This is a genomic window from Aeromicrobium marinum DSM 15272, assembly GCF_000160775.2.
Classification (GTDB): Bacteria; Actinomycetota; Actinomycetes; order Propionibacteriales; family Nocardioidaceae; genus Aeromicrobium; species Aeromicrobium marinum.
In genome coordinates, this window is the sequence record NZ_CM001024.1 from 2,626,861 (window position 1) to 2,642,762 (window position 15,902).

At 71.5% G+C, this 15,902-nt stretch carries 18 protein-coding genes and 1 riboswitch; of the genes, 12 read left to right on the forward strand and 6 right to left on the reverse strand.

Annotated features, from left to right (window positions below; genetic code table 11):
• Positions 1–2 precede the first annotated feature (2 nt).
• The gene (locus HMPREF0063_RS13315) at positions 3–1,172 is read right to left on the reverse strand and encodes a CaiB/BaiF CoA transferase family protein (RefSeq protein WP_007079213.1); all 1,170 of its coding nucleotides are present in this window, start codon (positions 1,170–1,172) and stop codon (positions 3–5) included.
• Positions 1,173–1,298: 126 nt separating this feature from the next.
• Between HMPREF0063_RS13315 and HMPREF0063_RS13320 the strand changes: the two genes are divergently transcribed.
• Together HMPREF0063_RS13320 and HMPREF0063_RS13325 are read left to right on the forward strand one after the other, a co-directional pair.
• Positions 1,299–2,117 carry an alpha/beta fold hydrolase gene (locus tag HMPREF0063_RS13320; protein ID WP_007079214.1) on the forward strand — a complete coding sequence of 273 codons (819 nt, stop codon included), beginning with the start codon at positions 1,299–1,301 and terminating at the stop codon, positions 2,115–2,117.
• Positions 2,118–2,580: 463 nt separating this feature from the next.
• The gene (locus tag HMPREF0063_RS13325) at positions 2,581–3,648 is read left to right on the forward strand and encodes a flavin-containing monooxygenase (RefSeq protein ID WP_007079216.1); all 1,068 of its coding nucleotides are present in this window, start codon (positions 2,581–2,583) and stop codon (positions 3,646–3,648) included.
• Here the strand turns inward: HMPREF0063_RS13325 and HMPREF0063_RS13330 are convergent.
• Positions 3,627–4,664 carry an alpha-hydroxy acid oxidase gene (locus HMPREF0063_RS13330; RefSeq protein WP_007079217.1) on the reverse strand — a complete coding sequence of 346 codons (1,038 nt, stop codon included), beginning with the start codon at positions 4,662–4,664 and terminating at the stop codon, positions 3,627–3,629. The genes HMPREF0063_RS13325 and HMPREF0063_RS13330 overlap by 22 nt on opposite strands.
• 162 nt (positions 4,665–4,826) lie before the next feature.
• Here HMPREF0063_RS13330 and HMPREF0063_RS13335 point away from each other — a divergent pair, with 162 nt between their 5' ends.
• Positions 4,827–5,378: a PadR family transcriptional regulator gene (locus HMPREF0063_RS13335; protein ID WP_007079218.1), complete on the forward strand. Its 552-nt coding sequence runs from the start codon at positions 4,827–4,829 to the stop codon at positions 5,376–5,378.
• On the opposite strand, the gene HMPREF0063_RS13340 is transcribed toward HMPREF0063_RS13335, so the two are convergent.
• Positions 5,345–5,593, reverse strand: a complete 249-nt coding sequence (locus HMPREF0063_RS13340) for an SCO4848 family membrane protein (RefSeq protein ID WP_007079219.1) — start codon at positions 5,591–5,593, stop codon at positions 5,345–5,347. The two genes, HMPREF0063_RS13335 and HMPREF0063_RS13340, sit on opposite strands and share 34 nt — an antisense overlap.
• 47 nt (positions 5,594–5,640) lie before the next feature.
• Between HMPREF0063_RS13340 and HMPREF0063_RS13345 the strand changes: the two genes are divergently transcribed.
• From HMPREF0063_RS13345 to HMPREF0063_RS13360, 4 genes are all read left to right on the forward strand, one after another.
• Positions 5,641–6,024: a nuclear transport factor 2 family protein gene (locus HMPREF0063_RS13345; protein ID WP_007079220.1), complete on the forward strand. Its 384-nt coding sequence runs from the start codon at positions 5,641–5,643 to the stop codon at positions 6,022–6,024.
• Complete coding sequence (locus HMPREF0063_RS13350; RefSeq protein ID WP_007079221.1) at positions 6,021–8,048, forward strand: NADPH-dependent 2,4-dienoyl-CoA reductase; 2,028 nt, start codon at positions 6,021–6,023, stop codon at positions 8,046–8,048. Before HMPREF0063_RS13345 ends, HMPREF0063_RS13350 begins: the two co-directional genes overlap by 4 nt.
• Positions 8,049–8,246: 198 nt before the next feature.
• Positions 8,247–9,056, forward strand: a complete 810-nt coding sequence (locus HMPREF0063_RS13355; RefSeq protein ID WP_007079222.1) for an NAD-dependent protein deacetylase — start codon at positions 8,247–8,249, stop codon at positions 9,054–9,056.
• The gene (locus HMPREF0063_RS13360) at positions 9,053–9,580 is read left to right on the forward strand and encodes a DUF1697 domain-containing protein (protein WP_007079223.1); all 528 of its coding nucleotides are present in this window, start codon (positions 9,053–9,055) and stop codon (positions 9,578–9,580) included. The genes HMPREF0063_RS13355 and HMPREF0063_RS13360 overlap by 4 nt, the downstream gene beginning before the upstream one ends.
• A 70-nt stretch (positions 9,581–9,650) precedes the next feature.
• On the opposite strand, the gene HMPREF0063_RS16855 is transcribed toward HMPREF0063_RS13360, so the two are convergent.
• The 3 genes from HMPREF0063_RS16855 to HMPREF0063_RS13370 form a co-directional block, all read right to left on the reverse strand.
• On the reverse strand, positions 9,651–9,806 hold the full coding sequence (locus HMPREF0063_RS16855; protein ID WP_007079224.1) for a DUF6131 family protein: 156 nt from the start codon (positions 9,804–9,806) through the stop codon (positions 9,651–9,653).
• Between the two features lie 81 nt (positions 9,807–9,887).
• The gene (serA, locus tag HMPREF0063_RS13365) at positions 9,888–11,132 is read right to left on the reverse strand and encodes a phosphoglycerate dehydrogenase (RefSeq protein ID WP_280955897.1); all 1,245 of its coding nucleotides are present in this window, start codon (positions 11,130–11,132) and stop codon (positions 9,888–9,890) included.
• Between the two features lie 44 nt (positions 11,133–11,176).
• A riboswitch (ZMP/ZTP riboswitch) is annotated at positions 11,177–11,264 on the reverse strand.
• Between the two features lie 2 nt (positions 11,265–11,266).
• The gene (locus HMPREF0063_RS13370; protein ID WP_007079226.1) at positions 11,267–11,686 is read right to left on the reverse strand and encodes a PaaI family thioesterase; all 420 of its coding nucleotides are present in this window, start codon (positions 11,684–11,686) and stop codon (positions 11,267–11,269) included.
• 68 nt (positions 11,687–11,754) lie between these two features.
• Here HMPREF0063_RS13370 and HMPREF0063_RS13375 point away from each other — a divergent pair, with 68 nt between their 5' ends.
• The 5 genes from HMPREF0063_RS13375 to HMPREF0063_RS13395 all read left to right on the forward strand — a co-directional run bounded on the left by HMPREF0063_RS13375 (position 11,755) and on the right by HMPREF0063_RS13395 (position 15,902).
• A complete protein-coding gene (locus tag HMPREF0063_RS13375; RefSeq protein ID WP_007079227.1) occupies positions 11,755–12,273 on the forward strand; it encodes a DUF305 domain-containing protein in 519 nt (172 codons plus the stop codon).
• Positions 12,270–12,572 (forward strand): metal-sensitive transcriptional regulator, encoded by a 303-nt coding sequence (locus tag HMPREF0063_RS13380; protein ID WP_007079228.1) that lies wholly within the window; start codon positions 12,270–12,272, stop codon positions 12,570–12,572. Before HMPREF0063_RS13375 ends, HMPREF0063_RS13380 begins: the two co-directional genes overlap by 4 nt.
• A gap of 8 nt (positions 12,573–12,580) precedes the next feature.
• Entirely contained in the window at positions 12,581–12,799 is a 219-nt protein-coding gene (locus HMPREF0063_RS13385) for a heavy-metal-associated domain-containing protein (RefSeq protein WP_007079229.1), read from the forward strand.
• A 26-nt stretch (positions 12,800–12,825) separates the two neighbouring features.
• Positions 12,826–14,910 (forward strand): heavy metal translocating P-type ATPase, encoded by a 2,085-nt coding sequence (locus tag HMPREF0063_RS13390; RefSeq protein ID WP_083789013.1) that lies wholly within the window; start codon positions 12,826–12,828, stop codon positions 14,908–14,910.
• A 155-nt stretch (positions 14,911–15,065) separates the two neighbouring features.
• On the forward strand, positions 15,066–15,902 hold the full coding sequence (locus HMPREF0063_RS13395) for an SDR family oxidoreductase (RefSeq protein WP_007079231.1): 837 nt from the start codon (positions 15,066–15,068) through the stop codon (positions 15,900–15,902).

Here is a 15,902-nt window from a genome sequence, read left to right on the forward strand (position 1 = left end):
GGTCAGTCCTCTCGTTGCACGGCGATGCCGTCGGCAATGAGGCCGTCGACGTCGTGGATGCCCCAGGCGGTCAGGGCCTCGCGGGTGTGGGTCCCGGCGGCCGCCGGGGGGATGGTCAGCTCTGCCGGTGTGGCGGAGAATCGGGGCGCCGGCGCGGGCTGCGTGACGCCGTGGTGCTCGACGTAGGTGCCGCGCGCGACGTTGTGGGGATGGTCGTAGGCCTCGACGAGCGGGACGACGGGGGCCACACACGCGTCGGAGTCGCCGAAGATCTCGGTCCACTCGGCCTGGGTCTTCTCGGCGAACCGGTCGGTCAGCGCCTGCCGCAGCTCGCCCCAGCGACCGAAGTCGTTGCGGTCGGGCAGCTCGACGCCGATGCGCTCGACGAGCACCGCCCAGAACTGGCCCTCCAGTGGTCCGACCGACATGTAGCGGTCGTCCGCGGTCCGGTACACGTCGTAGTACGGCACGGCGGAGCCCAGCATGTTGGTGCCGCGCTGGCCGTCCCAGATGCCGCCCTGCTGCATCGACACGGCCATGGCCATGAGGTGGGCGGCGCCGTCGGTGATCGCGGCGTCGACGACCTGGCCCTCGCCGGTGGCACGGGCGTGCGTCAGGGCGGCCAGCACACCGGTGACGAGGTACAGCGAACCGCCGCCGAAGTCGCCCAGCAGGTTCATGGGGAAGCCGGGGGCCTCACCCATCCGGCCGAGCGGGTCGAGCGCGCCGGCGATCGAGATGTAGTTCATGTCGTGTCCGGCCGACTGCGCGAGCGGGCCGTCCTGCCCCCAGCCGGTCATCCGCCCGTAGACCAGCGCGGGGTTGCGGGCGTGGCAGGCCTCCGGCCCGAACCCGAGTCGCTCGGTGACGCCCGGACGGAACCCCTCGATGAGGATGTCGGCGGACGCGACCAGGTCGAGGACCACCTCGACCCCCCGGGGCGACTTCAGGTCGAGGGCCACGGTGTGGCGGCCACGGGCGAGGATGTCGTGCTGCGGAGCGGTCATCTTCATCGCGTTGCCGCCGGGGCGGTCGACGCGGATGACGTCGGCACCGAGGTCGGCCAGCAGCATCGCCGCGAACGGGCCGGGACCGATGCCGACGATCTCGACGACCTTGACCCCGGCGAGCGGGCCGGGACGCGGGGACGGGGTGGGTTCAGGGACTGTCACAGCACAAGTGTGACAGTGGTGCTGTCACAGTCGCAAGCCCGGTTCACATACCGTCAGTATCCGATGTGTCATCATCAGTGTCACGAACATCTCCCAGCACCTCCCGCAGCACCGAATGAGGACCGCATGATTTCTGAACTCGTCTACACACGCAAGGGCTCCGGCGAGCCCCTGGTGCTGATCCACGGCATCGGCCACCGCCGCCAGGCCTGGGACCCGATCTTCGACCGCCTGGCCGAGACGTACGACGTCATCGCCGTCGACCTCGCCGGCTTCGGCGAGTCCCCGGCCTACCCCGTGGGGACCAAGTACTCCTCCGAGGTCGCGTGCCACAACCTGCAGGCGAACTTCGAGCACTGGGGCATCAAGCGGCCCCACGTCGTGGGCAACTCCCTTGGCGGGGCCATCAGCCTCGAGCTGGCCAACCGCGGCCTGGTCTCCTCGGTCACGGCGCTCAGCCCCGCCGGGTTCTTCGGCCGGCTCAACCTCCTGCAGGCGATCTTCCACCTGTTCGTGCTGCGTCTGTCGGCACTGTTCACGCCCATGCCGCTGCTGCGCAAGGTGCTGGCGGTGCCGGCGTTGCGCAACGCGATGATGTCCTCGCTGTTCGCCCATCCCGAGCGGCTCGACGAGGACGCCATCGTCGGCGACTCGCTCGCCCTGCGCCACGCGCGCGCCTTCGAACGCACGGCGCTGGCCAACCTGGGCTACCACTTCACGGGGATGGTCCCGGTGCCGACGACGATCGCGTGGGGCACGCGCGACAAGATCCTGCCGTACAGCCAGGCCGGCACCGCCGTGGAGCGCCTGCCCCACGCGCTCCACGTGCCGCTCCCCGGCAGCGGCCACGTGCCGATGGTCGACGACCCCGACGCCATCATCGAGCTGATCCACGCGACGGTCGACCGGGCCACCGGTCGCGACCACCTGGCCCGACCGGCCTGACCCCGCGGGGTTCGCCTCGCTCCGCTCCCGCCCTCGCACGTCCTCGGTGGTTGAGGTGCTGCGAGGAACGAGCAGCCTCGAAACCACACCCCTGCGGTCGCCAGGGAGCGCAGCGACCGTGAGGGCGAAGCCCGAGGCGACCCTCGCGTGGGTTCGCCTCGCTGCGCTCACGGCCTCGCAAGCTCGGGCTGGCGAACGCGAAGCCGCGCGCCCTCGGTGGTTGAGGTGCTGCGAGGAACGAGCAGCCTCGAAACCACACCCCCGCAGCGACCGTGAGGGCGCAGCCCGAGGCGACGGCCGCGTCGGTTCGCCTCGCTGTGCTCACGCCCTCGCAAGCTCGGGCTGGCGAACGGTGCCTGTGGTCGCCAGGGAGCGCAGCGACCGTGAGGGCGAAGCCCGAGGCGACCCTCACGTGAGGTGCTCCGCGCGGCATAACCGGCCGACCCCGACGGTTGGACCCGGTGTGGAGGTCCTCGACAGTGTCGTCATCGGTGCCGGACAGGCGGGGCTGTCGACGTCGTTCCACCTGCGCAGACGTGGCGTCGAGCACGTGGTCCTCGACGCGAACGCGGAGCCCGGTGGGGCATGGCAGCACCGATGGGACGCCCTGGTCATGCGCGACGTCCACGGCGTGGCCGACCTGCCCGACGCAGCCGTTCCGCCCGCCGGAGGCGACGAACGTGCGAACACCTTCGTGCCGGCCTACTTCGCCGCCTACGAGGCCGAGCACGACCTGCCGGTCGTACGACCCGTGCGGGTCCGCCGGGTGGTCGACGACGGCGGCCTCCTGCGGGTCGAGAGCGACGCCGGCACCTGGACGTCCCGCACGTTGGTGAACGCCACCGGCACCTGGCGACGTCCGTTCGTGCCGCGGCTCCCGGGCGCGGAGTCGTTCCGCGGTCGCCAGTTCCACACTGCCGGCTATCCCGGGCCTGACCGGTTCCGCGGTCGCCGCACGCTGGTGGTGGGCGGCGGGGCGTCGGCCGTGCAGTTCCTCGGCGCGATCGCCCCGCTCACCGACACCCTGTGGGTGACCCGGCGTGAACCCGTGTGGCGCACCGAGCCGTTCGACCCCGAGGCGGGCCGCGAGGCCGTGGCGCACGTGGAGGAACGGGTGCGGCGCGGCCTCCCGCCCCGCAGCGTGGTCAGCGTGACGGGCCTGATGCTGCGCGAGCAGGAGCGGGAGGCCGAACGGCTCGGCGCCTACCACCGGCTCCCGATGTTCGACCGGATCGAGCCGCGGGGGGTGCGCTGGGACTCCGGCCGGTTCGAGCCGGTCGACGTGATCCTCTGGGCCACCGGGTTCCGCCCGGACATCGCCCATCTCGGGCCCCTGCACCTGCGCAGCCCGCTCGGCGGGATCCGGCTGGGGTCGACCCTGGCGACCAGCACGACGGCCGTCGTCGACCCCCGCGTGCAGCTGGTCGGCTACGGGCCGTCGGCCAGCACGATCGGGGCCAACCGGGCGGGCCGCGTCGCAGCCAACGCGGTGGCCGCGGCGGTCGCCGATCAGGCGGGGGCGACCACGTAGCTCGCGTCGAGGTCCTCGGCCCGGGGGCAGCCCAGGAGGCCGAGGGTGCTGTCGAACTCGGTGACGAGCTGCTCCAGCACCCGTCGGGCGCCGTCGGAGCCCTCGCAGGCGAGCCCCCACAGGACGGGCCGTCCGACCATGACCGCGTCGGCCCCGAGGGCGAGCGCCTTGGCCGCGTCCCAGCCGCGCCGGACCCCGCCGTCGACGAGCACGTCGATGCGGCCGGCGACGGCGTCGACGACGGCCGGCAGCGCAGCCGCCCCTGATAGCACCGTGTCGAGCTGGCGGCCACCGTGGTTCGACACCACGATCCCGGCGGCGCCGACCTGCACGGCCCGCTCGGCGTCCGCGGGACCGAGCACCCCCTTCAGGACGATCGGCAGTCCGCTGGCCTCACCGAAGCCGGCGATGTCGTCCCACGTGAGGGTCGGGTCGTGCATGGCGTGCCGCTCGGCAGGGGTCAGCGGCGTGCCCGAGAGCTGGACGTAGGGGGCGTGGTCGACCACGTAGCCCGAGCGGCGGTCCCGGTCGCGCCAGCCGCCGAAGGGGAAGTCGACCGTGATGACGAGCGCCTCGAAGGATCCCTCGCGGGCCGCCTGCACGAGGTCGTCGGTGAGGCCGCGGTCCCGGAAGACGTAGAGCTGCATCCAGCGGTCGGCGGCACCCCCGGCCGCCGCGACCGCTCGCGGATCCGTCGAGGTCTGGGAGGACAGGACGAAGGTCGAGCCGGTGGCCGCGGCCGCGCGCGCCGTGCCGATCTCGGCGTCCTCGTGGGCACTGCGCTGGTAGGCCATGGGTGCCACGACGAACGGGTGCGGGCGACGCCGCCCGAGCACCGTGACCGAGGTGTCGCGCTCGCTCACGTCGACCAGGACCCGGGGCGCCAGGGCGATCCGTCGCCACGCCTCGACGTTGTCGCGCAGCGTGAGCTCGTCCCCCGCGCCGCCGGCGAAGTAGCCGTGCGCGCCGGCGCCGAGCAGCTCGGCGGCCCGTGCCTCGAAGTCAGCGGGTTCCATGGGTCCCTCCCGTGCCGGTCATGGCCGATCCTACGCGCGCGGAGTGTGACGTTCTTGTTCGTTCCCGCGCTCGGAACGACCAAGAACTGCACACTTCGCGGGGGCGGTACCCGGGGTACAGCGGTGGTTGCAGTGCAACGAGTTGCATAGTAGCCTCCGCGCATGGCCCTCGAGCACGCGATCCTCGTGTCCCTGGCGGAGCGGTCCGCCTCGGGCTACGAGCTCGCCCGCCGGTTCGACGCCTCGATCGGCAACTTCTGGAAGGCCAGTCACCAGCAGATCTACAAGGTGCTGGGTCGCATGGAGACCGGCGGACAGGTCGCGTCCGAGCTCGTCGAACAGGACGGCCGGCCCGACAAGAAGGTGTACGCGATCACGACCTCGGGTCGCGATGAGCTCAGCCGCTGGGTCGGGACGCCCACCCCCGCCGAGGCACTGCGCAGCGAGTTCGCCGTGAAGCTGCGGGCCCTGCACCTCGCGGACCCGGCGACGCTGCGGGCCGACGTCGGACGCCGGCGCGTGCAGCACACCGAGAAGCTGGCCTACTACGAGGCGAGCCGGCAGAAGTTCTACCCCGATCCGGCGGCAGTCTCCCCCGAGGCGCTCGGCGGGTACCTCGTCCTGCGCGGCGGGATGCTGGCCGAGCAGGCCGGTCTCGACTGGTGTGACGAGATCCTCGGTCAGCTCGACACGGTGGACGGGGCCGTGCGGTGAGCCCGCCACCCGATCACCAGCACGACCACGCCCAGCGTGATCGCGGTGCCGATCAGCACCGCATGGACCCACAGGAACGACGTGGGCGCACTCGACCAGGCCTGGCCCGACCACGCGCGTTCGTCGTCGACGATCGCCTTCGCGAACCGTGGCCAGATCACGATGTTGAAGACCCCCGCCACGAGCAGCAGGCGGGCCGAGGTTCGCGAGATCACCCCGCCATTCGACCACGCCGCACCCCACCCCAGCCGAGGAGACACCCATGAAGGCCTTCCGAGAAGCCGTCGAGCGCGGCGCGTTCGACGAGCTCGGCGACCTGCTCGCCGACGACGTCGTGTTCACCAGTCCGGTCGCGTTCACGCCGTACCCCGGCAAGCCGGTGACCGCGGCGATCCTGCGGGCGGTCGGACGGGTCTTCACCGACTTCCGGTACACCGGCGAGATCGTCGACGGACGTCGGTCGGCGCTCATCTTCGAGTGCAAGGTCGGCGACGTGGTCGTCAACGGCTGCGACTTCATCACGACCGACGACGCCGGACTCATCAGCGAGTTCACCGTCATGGTCCGCCCGCTCAAGGGCGCCAACGCGCTCGCCGCCGCCATGGCGGAGCAGTTCCCCCGCATCCAGGAAGAGGCCAGCGCATGACCAGTCCCTACCCCCACCTGCTGAGCCCGCTCGACCTCGGCCACACGACGCTGCGCAACCGGGTGATCATGGGCTCGATCCACTCCAAGCTGGAGGACAAGGCCAAGGACGTGCCCAAGTGGGCGGCCTACTTCGCCGCCCGCGCCGAGGGTGGCGTGGCGCTGTCGATCACGGGCGGCATCTCGCCCAACCGCACCGGGTGGCTACTCCCGTTCGGCGGCACCATGAACTCCACCAAGGTCGCCGACCGGCACCGGGTGGTGACCGACGCGGTGCACGAGCACGACGGCAAGATCGCGATGCAGGTGCTGCACGCCGGCCGCTACGGCTACCACCCGTTCAGCAAGGGCGCGTCGAGCCGCAAGTCGCCCATCACCCCGTTCCGGCCCCGCACGATGAGCACCAAGGAGGTCGACCGCACCGCGACCGACTTCGCGAAGGCCGCCCAGCTGGCCCGCCGCGCCGGCTACGACGGCGTCGAGATCATGGGGTCGGAGGGGTACTTCATCAACCAGATGCTGGCCGCCCGCACCAACACCCGCACCGACGCGTGGGGCGGTACCGCCGAGAAGCGCATGCGGTTCCCGGTCGAGGTGGTGCGCCGCACCCGTGACCTGGTCGGCGACGACTTCATCATCATCTACCGGATGAGCCTGCTCGACCTGGTCGACAACGCCCCGACCTGGGACGAGACGGCCGCCCTGGCCCGGCACGTCGAGGAGGCCGGCGTCTCGATCATCAACACCGGCATCGGCTGGCACGAGGCGCGCATCCCCACGATCGTCACGTCGGTGCCGCGGGCCGCGTTCGCGTGGACGACCGCGAAGCTCAAGGCCGAGGTGTCGGTGCCGGTGATGGCGTCCAACCGCATCAACACGCCCGAGGTGGCCGAGAAGATCCTCAGCGACGGCCAAGCGGACCTGATCTCGATGGCCCGGCCCCTGCTGGCCGATCCCGACTTCGTGAACAAGGCGGCCGAGGGCCGTGCCGACGAGATCATCACCTGCATCGCCTGCAACCAGGCCTGCCTCGACCACACCTTCAAGAACCAGCGGGCCAGCTGCATGCTCAACCCGACCGCCGGGTTCGAGACCGAGCTGGTGCTGCTGCCGACCAAGACGGTCAAGCGGGTAGCCGTCGTCGGTGCCGGGCCCGCCGGGCTCGCCGCGGCGATCGAGACTGCGGGGCGCGGCCACACCGTCGAGCTGTTCGAGGCGTCGGACCGCATCGGTGGTCAGTTCCTCCTGGCCAGCCAGATCCCCGGCAAGGAGGAGTTCACCGAGACGATCCGCTACTACACGCGGATGATCGAGGTCCGCGGCGTGAAACTGCACCTGAACCGGCGGGCGACGGTCGACGACCTCGCGGAGTTCGACGAGGTCGTCGTCGCGACCGGCGTCGAGCCGCGCGTGCCGTCGATCCCCGGCGTCGACCACCCCTCGGTCGTCACCTACCAACAGCTGATCGCCGACGGGGTGCCCGCGGGCGACACCGTCGCGGTGCTGGGTGCCGGCGGCATCGGCTTCGACGTGAGCGAGTTCCTGCTGCACGAGGTCGGCGAGTCGATCGAGGAGTGGATGCAGCGGTGGGGCGTCGTCGATCCTTCCGAGGCCGCCGGCGGTCTGGGCACGAAGCTCAAGGCCCCGCCCAAGCGTCAGGTGTACCTGCTGCAGCGCAAGACCACCGACCTCGGCAAGGGCCTGGGCAAGACCACCGGGTGGGTGCACCGCACCACGCTCAAGGACTCCGGTGTCGAGATGCTCAAGGGCGTGTCGTACGACCGCATCGACGACGAGGGGCTGCACGTCACGGTGCGCGCCCACGACAAGGCCGAACCGGTCGAGACCCTCATCAAGGCCGACACCATCGTGCTGTGCACCGGGCAGGAGTCGGTGCGCGACCTGGTCGACGGGCTCGCGGCCGCCGGCGTCTCGCACCACGTCATCGGTGGCGCCGACGTCGCGGTCGAGATCGACGCCAAGCGTGCCATCAAGCAGGCGACCGAGCTCGCCGCCCGCCTCTGACCCCGACCCTGGACCCGGGCGGTAGGTGGGCAACCCTTCGAAGGCCCGGGCGGTAGGTGGGCAACCCTTCGAAGGCCCGGGCGGTAGGTGGGCAACCTTTCAGAGCCCTTGATCGGTTGCTCACCTACCTCCGCTCGCGAGGTTCGGTTGCTCACCTACCGCCGCGCCGGGTGGGCCTCGGCGACCTAGGCTGGACGGGTGGACCTGGACCGGCTGGGTGAGCTGCTCGCGGCTGGTCGCGTGCTCGTGCTCACCGGTGCCGGGGTGTCGACCGACTCCGGGATCCCGGACTACCGCGGTCCCGGCGCGCCGGTCCGCGCCCCGATGACCTTCAGCGAGTTCGTGCACAGCGCCGAGGCCCGGCAGCGCTACTGGGCCCGCGCCCACGTCGGTTGGTCCCGCATGGGATCGGCCGCACCCAACGCGACCCACCTGCGGCTGGTCGAGCTGGACCGGGCCGGGATCCTGGCCGGGCTCGTCACCCAAAACGTCGACGGGCTGCACTCCAAGGCCGGGCACCCGGGGGTGATCGACCTGCACGGCCGGGTCGACCGGGTGATCTGCCTCGACTGTTCGCAGGTCGTCCCGCGGGCACACCACGAGCGGCGACTCGCCGACCGCAACCCCGGGTGGACGGAGCGGACGGGACTGTTCGCCCCGGACGGCGACGTGGTCCTGGAGGAGACCGCCGACTTCGTCGTCGCCGCCTGCGAGGCGTGCGGGGGGCGGCTCAAGCCCGACGTCGTGTTCTTCGGAGAGTCGGTGGCCAAGCCGCTCGTCGCGCACTGCTTCGCCCTCACCGAGGCGGCGTCGGCCGTGGTCGTCCTGGGCTCGTCGCTGCAGGTGATGTCCGGGCTGCGTTTCGTCCGTCGGGCCGCGTCGCTCGGCATCCCCGTCGCCATCGTGAACCGGGGTCCCACCCGTGGCGACGACCTTGCCGACGTGCGGATCGACGCGGGCTGCGCCGAGACCCTGCTGTCGGTCGCCGGCGCTACGCTCGCGCCATGAGCCCCCGGATCATCCTGCTGCGGGCGGTCAACGTCGGCGGCAGCACCCTGCCGATGGCGGACCTCCGGGCCCTCGCGTCCGAGCTCGGCGCCACCGACGTCCGGACCTACATCGCGTCCGGCAACCTCATCTGCACGCCGCCGGGCGACCCGGACGAGTTCGACCGCGCCCTGGAGGCGGCGGTCGAGCAGCGTTTCGGTTTTTTCCGCGAGGCGATCAGCCGCAGCCGCGACGAGGTCGCCGCCGCCCTGACCGCCCACCCCTTCGAGGTGCTGGAGCCGAAGTTCTCGTACGTCACGTTCCTGCTCACCGAGCCCAGTCCGGCCGGCATCGAGAAGGCGCGCACCTTCGCGACCGGTGACGACCGCTGGCAGGTCGTCGGCCGCGAGCTGCACGTCCGCTACGCCACCGGCGCAGGGCGACCGCAGATGAAGGACGCCTCGATCGGGCGGGCGCTGGGTGTCCCGGGCACGGCCCGCAACCTCAACACCGTCACGAAGCTCATCGAGCTCGCCGGCCCCTGAGGTCCGGACGCGCGAAGGGCCGCCACCCCGAGGTGACGGCCCGGCCTGACCCGCGGTCAGTGGTCGTGGGTCAGTAGTAGTGTCTGCGGCCCCCGACGGCTCGGTCCATGCTTCCGAGCACGAAGAGGATGACGCCGACGACGGCCAGGATCCCACCGATCGTGTACAGGATCGGGATGTTCAGGACCGCTCCCAGAATGAGCAGTACGACACCAAGAATGATCATGTGATCTCCTCCCACCGGCCGCCGGACGGCAACCGATGGACCGCAGGTACCCACGGGGAGACCGTTCATGCACGCCCAGGATCAGCTGAGCTGCCGCAGCCGCACCGTCTCGGGCAGCTCGGCCAGCTCGGCCAGCACCGACGGCTGGACCTCGGCGCCCACGTCGGTCACCACGTAGCCCAGCTCGCCGCGGGTCGCGAGCTGCTGACCCTCGATGTTGACGCCACGCTCGCCCAGCAGGGTGTTGACCGATGCGAGCACGCCGGGGGCGTTGCGGTGCACGTGGGCCAGCCGGTGCTTCTCGGGGTCGACGGGCAGGTTCAGCTCGGGCAGGTTGACGCTCATCGCCGTGCTGCCGAACGCCGCGTAGGCCCGCAGCTTGGAGGCGACGAACCGGCCGATGTCCTGCTGGGCCTCCTCGGTCGACCCGCCCACGTGAGGCGTGAGGATGACGTTGGGCACGCCCTGCAGCCCGGACTCGAACGGGTCGCCCTGACGCTTGGGCTCGATGGGGAACACGTCGAGCGCCGCACCGGCGATGTGCCCCGACTCCAGGTGGCCCCGCAGGGCGTCGGTGTCGACCGCGATGCCCCGCGAGAGGTTGAGGAACAGCGAGCGGGGCTTCATCAACGCCATCTGCTCGGCACCGAAGAGCCCGGCGTTGCCGGGCCGGCCGTCGACGTGCAGCGTGACGACGTCGGCCTCGGCGAGCAGCTCCTCCATCGTGGAGCACCGCTTGGCGTTGCCGAGCGCGAGCTTGTCGTCGATGTCGTAGAAGATCACCTTGAGGCCCAGCGCCTCGGCCACCACCGACAACTGGCTGCCGATGTTGCCGTAGCCCACGATGCCCAGCGTGCGGCCGCGCACCTCGTGGCTGCCGGCCGCCGACTTGTTCCACACCCCGCGGTGCATGTCGGTCGACTTCTCGTGCAGGCGCCGGGCGAGGGAGATGATCTCGGCGATCGCCAGCTCCACGACCGACCGGGTGTTGGAGTACGGGGCGTTGAACACCGCCACGCCGGCGCGGGAGGTCGCGGCCAGGTCGATCTGGTTGGTGCCGATGCAGAAGGCGCCGATGCCGAGCAGGTCCGGCGCGTTCTGCAGCACCCGCTCGGTGACGTAGGTCGTGGAGCGGATGCCGAGCAGGTGCACGCCCTGGACGGCCTCGATCAGGTCGTCCTCGCTCAGCGCGCCGTCCTGGGCCTCGACCTGGTAGCCCTTGCCGCGGAGGAACTCCCGCCCGTCGGCGTGGATGTTCTCCAGCAGCAGGACCCGGATGTCCTCGTCGGCGAGACGCTCGGTCGGGGTGGAATCGGTCGTGGTCATGGACATCATCATGTCGCGTGCCTCCAGTCAGCGGAACTCGGCTGACGTGGGGCCCAGGCGAACGGTCCCGATGTCACAGGTGTCGTCGCTCCCCGGTGGACCTCCACCTCAACGCCAGTCGCGACATCCTGAGTCTAGCGACCCTCGAACTGCGCGACCATCTCGGGCGGGACGGGCTGATCGAGGTTGGCCAGCCGCACCTGGCCCTGGGCGACCAGCTTGCCGTCGGGGCCCACCGACTCGAGGTGCCACAGCTGCTGGGTGCGTCCCCGGTGGATCGGGGTGGCCGTCGTGGTGATCGTGTCGCCGACCTTGGCCTGGCGGATGAAGTCGGTGGAGTTGTTCGTCCCGACCACGATGCCCTGGGTCCCGAGCCAGATCTGGCCCGCGAGGCTGGCCGTCGACTCGTGCACCGTGCAGTACGTGCCACCGTGGGGGATGCCGAAGGGTTGCAGGTGCTGGGCGCCGATGGTGAACCGCACCACGACCCTGTCGGCGGTGAGCTCGACGTGCTCGACACCGAGCACACCGTCCAGTCCGGGAATCTCGGTCATGGGAGGGAGCGTAGCCAGCGACGCTGCAGCGGGCTTGACTCCATACCCATGGGGGGTATGGTCGAACCATGAGAACCCTCGGAGCCGTCCTGATCTCGCTGACCCTCCTGCTGACCGCCTGCTCGGGCGACGACGGCCACAACGACGCCGACGTCGCCTTCGCCCAGCAGATGGTGCCCCACCACGAACAGGCGGTCGAGATGGCCGACCTGGCGCTGGAGAACTCCTCCGACGACGACGTCCTGAGCCTCGCGCGGATGATCGCCACGGAGCAGTCCCAGGAGGTCCGCACCCTGCGGTCCTGGTTGGGCGAGTGGGACGAGGACTCCATGGCGGGCATGGACCACTCCGACATGGACGGCATGCGGGGCATGGCCTCCGACGGTGACCTGGCCGACCTGGCCGAGGCCCGCGACGCCGCGTTCGACGAGCTGTGGCTGCGGCTGATGATCGCCCACCACGAGGGCGCCATCGAGATGGCCGAGACGGTCATCGACGACGGGTCCAGCGACGAGGTCAAGGAGTTCGCCCGCACGGTCATCGAGACCCAACGCACCGAGGTCACCCGGATGGAGGGCCTGCAGTGACCGCCGCCGTGCCCGAGGCGCCCGGCTACTCCGACGACAAGGTGGCCGTGCTGAAGCGGCTCCGGCGCATCGAGGGCCAGGTGCGGGGACTCACCCGCATGGTCGAGGAGGACACCTACTGCATCGACGTGCTCACGCAGGTCAGCGCGACCACCCGGGCGCTCGAGGCCGTGGCCCTGAAGCTGCTCGACGAGCACCTGGCCCACTGCGTCGTCAACGCCGCTCGGGCCGGCGGGCCCGAGGCCGACCTCAAGGTCAAGGAAGCATCCGACGCCATCGCACGTCTCGTCCGTTCCTAGGAGGAACCATGAACACCACCACCTACTCCGTCACCGGCATGACCTGCGCCCACTGCGTCCAGGCCGTCACCGCCGAGCTCGCCGCCCTCCCCGGCGTGCAGCACGTCCGCGTCGACCTCGTCGAGTCCGGCACCTCCCAGGTGCACGTCGACAGCGAGGCGCCCCTCGACACCGGTGCCGTCGCCGCCGCCGTCGACGAGGCGGGGTACACCGTGGTGGCGTCGTGACCACCTTCCGGCTCGAGGTCGACGGGATGTCGTGCACCTCGTGCGCGGCCCGCATCGAGAAGAAGCTGAACCGACTCGACGGCGTCGAGGCGACCGTCAACTACGCCACCGAACGGGCGACCGTGAACGCACCGGACGGCCTGGACCCCCAGGATCTCGTCGAGGTGGTCGAACGCACCGGGTACCACGCCCGGCTGCACGACGAGGCGGCTCCCGGCGGGGCCGACCACGACGACCACGGAGGCCTCCACGGCGCGACGTCGATGCGCCGCCGTCTGCTGGTCAGCGCGCCACTGGCGCTGGTCACGGTGGCCCTGTCGATGGTTCCTGCCTGGCAGTTCGACGGCTGGCAGTGGGTGACGCTCGCCGCAGCGACCCCGGTCGTGCTGTGGGGGGCCTACCCGTTCCACTGGTCCGCCGCCCTCAACGCCCGACACGGCACGGCGACCATGGACACCCTGGTCAGCGTCGGGGTCTCGGCGGCGTACCTGTGGTCGGTGTACGCCCTGCTGTTCGGCGGGGCCGGCGCGATCGGCATGCAGATGCAGTGGCAGTGGTTCGCCGACGGTCCCGCGACGCACGAGATCTACCTCGAGGTGGCGGCCGCGGTCACGGTGTTCATCCTGGCGGGGCACTACCTGGAGGCCTCGGCGAAGAAGCGGTCCAGCGCGGCACTGCGGGCGCTGATGGAGCTGCAGCCGCAGGTCGACGTGGCACCGGGCGACACGTTCACGGTGCGGCCGGGCGAGCGCATCGCCACCGACGGCGTGGTCACCGACGGCGGGTCGAGCGTCGACGAGGCGATGCTCACCGGCGAGTCGATGCCGGTCGAGAAGACCGTGGGCGACCCGGTCACCGGTGCGACCCTGAACCTCTCGGGACGGCTGGTGGTGCGGGCGACCGCCGTCGGCGCCGACACCCGCCTGGCGCAGATGACCCGACTGGTCGAGGAGGCCCAGGAGGGCAAGGCCGAGGTGCAGCGCCTCGCCGACCGGGTGTCGGCCCGCTTCGTGCCGGCCGTGATCGGACTGGCCGCAGCCACCTTCGCCGGATGGCTGCTGCTGGACGGCAGCGTCACGGCGGCGTTCGTCGCGTCGATCGCGGTGCTGATCATCGCCTGCCCGTGCGCGCTCGGCCTGGCGACCCCCACCGCCCTGATGGTCGGCACGGGGCGCGGGGCGCAGCTGGGCATCCTCATCAAGGGCCCGCAGGTGCTGGAGTCGACCCGGCGCATCGACACCGTGGTGCTCGACAAGACCGGGACGGTGACCACCGGGCGGATGGCCGTGGTGGCCGTGGAGCCGGTCGAGCCGTCCCGGGAGACCGAGCTGAGGCGCTTCGCGGCGGCCGTCGAGGCGCCGTCGGAGCACCCCGTCGGCCGCGCCATCGCCACGCTCGCCCCGCCCGAGGAGGTGTCGGAGTTCGCCAACCACGCGGGCCAGGGCGTCAGCGGCGTCGTCGACGGGCGGACCGTGCGGGCCGGGCGACCCTCGTGGGTAGGACACCCGGGGTCCGCCCATGCCGGCACGACCGTCGCCGTGGAGGTCGACGGCCGCGTGCTGGGCACCGTCACGGTCGCCGACACCGTCAAGGAGACCTCGGTCTCCGCGGTCGCGGCGCTGCGCGACCTGGGCCTCGAGCCGGTGCTGCTGACGGGTGACCGGCGCTCGGTCGCCGAGGCGGTGGCCCGCGAGGTCGGCATCGAGCGGGTCGAGGCCGAGGTGACCCCGGAGGACAAGCTGCGCACGGTGCAGCGGCTGCGCTCCGAGGGCCGGGTGGTGGCGATGGTGGGTGACGGCGTCAACGACGCGGCCGCGCTGGCGGCTGCCGACCTGGGCATCGCGATGGGTACCGGCACCGACGTCGCCATCGCGGCCTCGGACCTGACCCTGGTGAGTGGCGACCTGGCCACGGCCGTCGTGGCCGTGCGGTTGTCACGGGCCACCCTGCGCACGATCCGGGGCAACCTGTTCTGGGCGTTCGCCTACAACGTCGCCGCGATCCCCGTCGCGATGGCCGGTCTGCTGAACCCGATGCTCGCGGGCGCCGCGATGGCCGCCAGCTCGCTGTTCGTCGTCACCAACTCGTTGCGTCTCCGCCGCTTCCACTGACTCCCTTCCCCGCCCGGGGCGGTGGGTATGGGACCGAATGAGCCGTCTTTCGGTCCCATACCCACCGATCGCGAGCGGGAGCCACCATTCGGTCGCAAATCCACCGCCCCGGTGGGGGTGGGAACAGGCGGGCGGCGAGTCCGGTTGCACCTGGCATGACCACGATCGCCGTGACCGGTGCCACCGGCTCGATCGGCCGACTCACGGCCGACCTGCTCACCGGCGCCGGTCTGCGTCCGCGCCTCCTCGCTCCCCGCCCGCAGCGGCTCGACACCGACCTGCCCACCGCACGCTGCGACTACGCCGACGGCAGCTCGGTCCGGGCCGCCCTGGCCGGCGTCGACGTCGCCCTGTTCGTCTCCGGCCGCGAGGACGCCGACCGGCTGAGCCAGCACCGCACCTTCGTCGACGCCGCCCGCGACGCCGGGGTGCAGCACCTGGTCTACACCTCGTTCGTGGGGGCCAGCCCGACCTCGGGCTTCACCCTCGGCCACGACCACGCGGCCACCGAGGCGTCCATCGTCGAGTCCGGACTCACCGCCACCTTCCTGCGCGACAACTTCTACGCCGAGGTGTTCGGTCACTTCGCCGACGGGTCCGGGGCGATCCGTGGGCCGGCCGGCCGAGGTCGGGTCGCCGCGGTGTCGCAGCGCGACGTGGCAGCCGTCGCGGCCCACGTGCTGGGCGACCCCGCGCGGCACGCCGATGCCACCTACGACCTGACGGGCCCCGAGGCGCTGAGCCTCGACGAGATCGCGGCACACCTCAGCGCCGTGACCGGACGACCGCACCGGTTCGTCGACGAGACGCTCGACGAGGCCCGAGCCAGCCGCGCCGGCCACGGCGCCCCCGACTGGCAGGTCGACGCGTGGATCAGCACGTACACGGCGATCCGCGACGGCGAGCTCGCCGCCGTGTCGGGTGACGTCGAGCGCCTTCTGGGTCGCCCGGCGCTGACCTTCCGTGACGCGCTCGTCGGCACCGACGCCTAG

Excerpts from the sequence above, each read along its gene's own strand:
- HMPREF0063_RS13320 (WP_007079214.1), top strand. The coding sequence starts at position 1,299 with ATGATTTCTGAACTCGTCTACACACGCAAGGGCTCCGGCGAGCCCCTG.
- HMPREF0063_RS13330 (WP_007079217.1), bottom strand. The coding sequence starts at position 4,664 with ATGGAACCCGCTGACTTCGAGGCACGGGCCGCCGAGCTGCTCGGCGCC.
- HMPREF0063_RS13335 (WP_007079218.1), top strand. The coding sequence starts at position 4,827 with ATGGCCCTCGAGCACGCGATCCTCGTGTCCCTGGCGGAGCGGTCCGCC.
- HMPREF0063_RS13345 (WP_007079220.1), top strand. The coding sequence starts at position 5,641 with ATGAAGGCCTTCCGAGAAGCCGTCGAGCGCGGCGCGTTCGACGAGCTC.
- HMPREF0063_RS13350 (WP_007079221.1), top strand. The coding sequence starts at position 6,021 with ATGACCAGTCCCTACCCCCACCTGCTGAGCCCGCTCGACCTCGGCCAC.
- HMPREF0063_RS13360 (WP_007079223.1), top strand. The coding sequence starts at position 9,053 with ATGAGCCCCCGGATCATCCTGCTGCGGGCGGTCAACGTCGGCGGCAGC.
- HMPREF0063_RS16855 (WP_007079224.1), bottom strand. The coding sequence starts at position 9,806 with ATGATCATTCTTGGTGTCGTACTGCTCATTCTGGGAGCGGTCCTGAAC.
- serA (WP_280955897.1), bottom strand. The coding sequence starts at position 11,132 with ATGACCACGACCGATTCCACCCCGACCGAGCGTCTCGCCGACGAGGAC.
- HMPREF0063_RS13370 (WP_007079226.1), bottom strand. The coding sequence starts at position 11,686 with ATGACCGAGATTCCCGGACTGGACGGTGTGCTCGGTGTCGAGCACGTC.
- HMPREF0063_RS13375 (WP_007079227.1), top strand. The coding sequence starts at position 11,755 with ATGAGAACCCTCGGAGCCGTCCTGATCTCGCTGACCCTCCTGCTGACC.
- HMPREF0063_RS13385 (WP_007079229.1), top strand. The coding sequence starts at position 12,581 with ATGAACACCACCACCTACTCCGTCACCGGCATGACCTGCGCCCACTGC.
- HMPREF0063_RS13390 (WP_083789013.1), top strand. The coding sequence starts at position 12,826 with ATGTCGTGCACCTCGTGCGCGGCCCGCATCGAGAAGAAGCTGAACCGA.
- HMPREF0063_RS13395 (WP_007079231.1), top strand. The coding sequence starts at position 15,066 with ATGACCACGATCGCCGTGACCGGTGCCACCGGCTCGATCGGCCGACTC.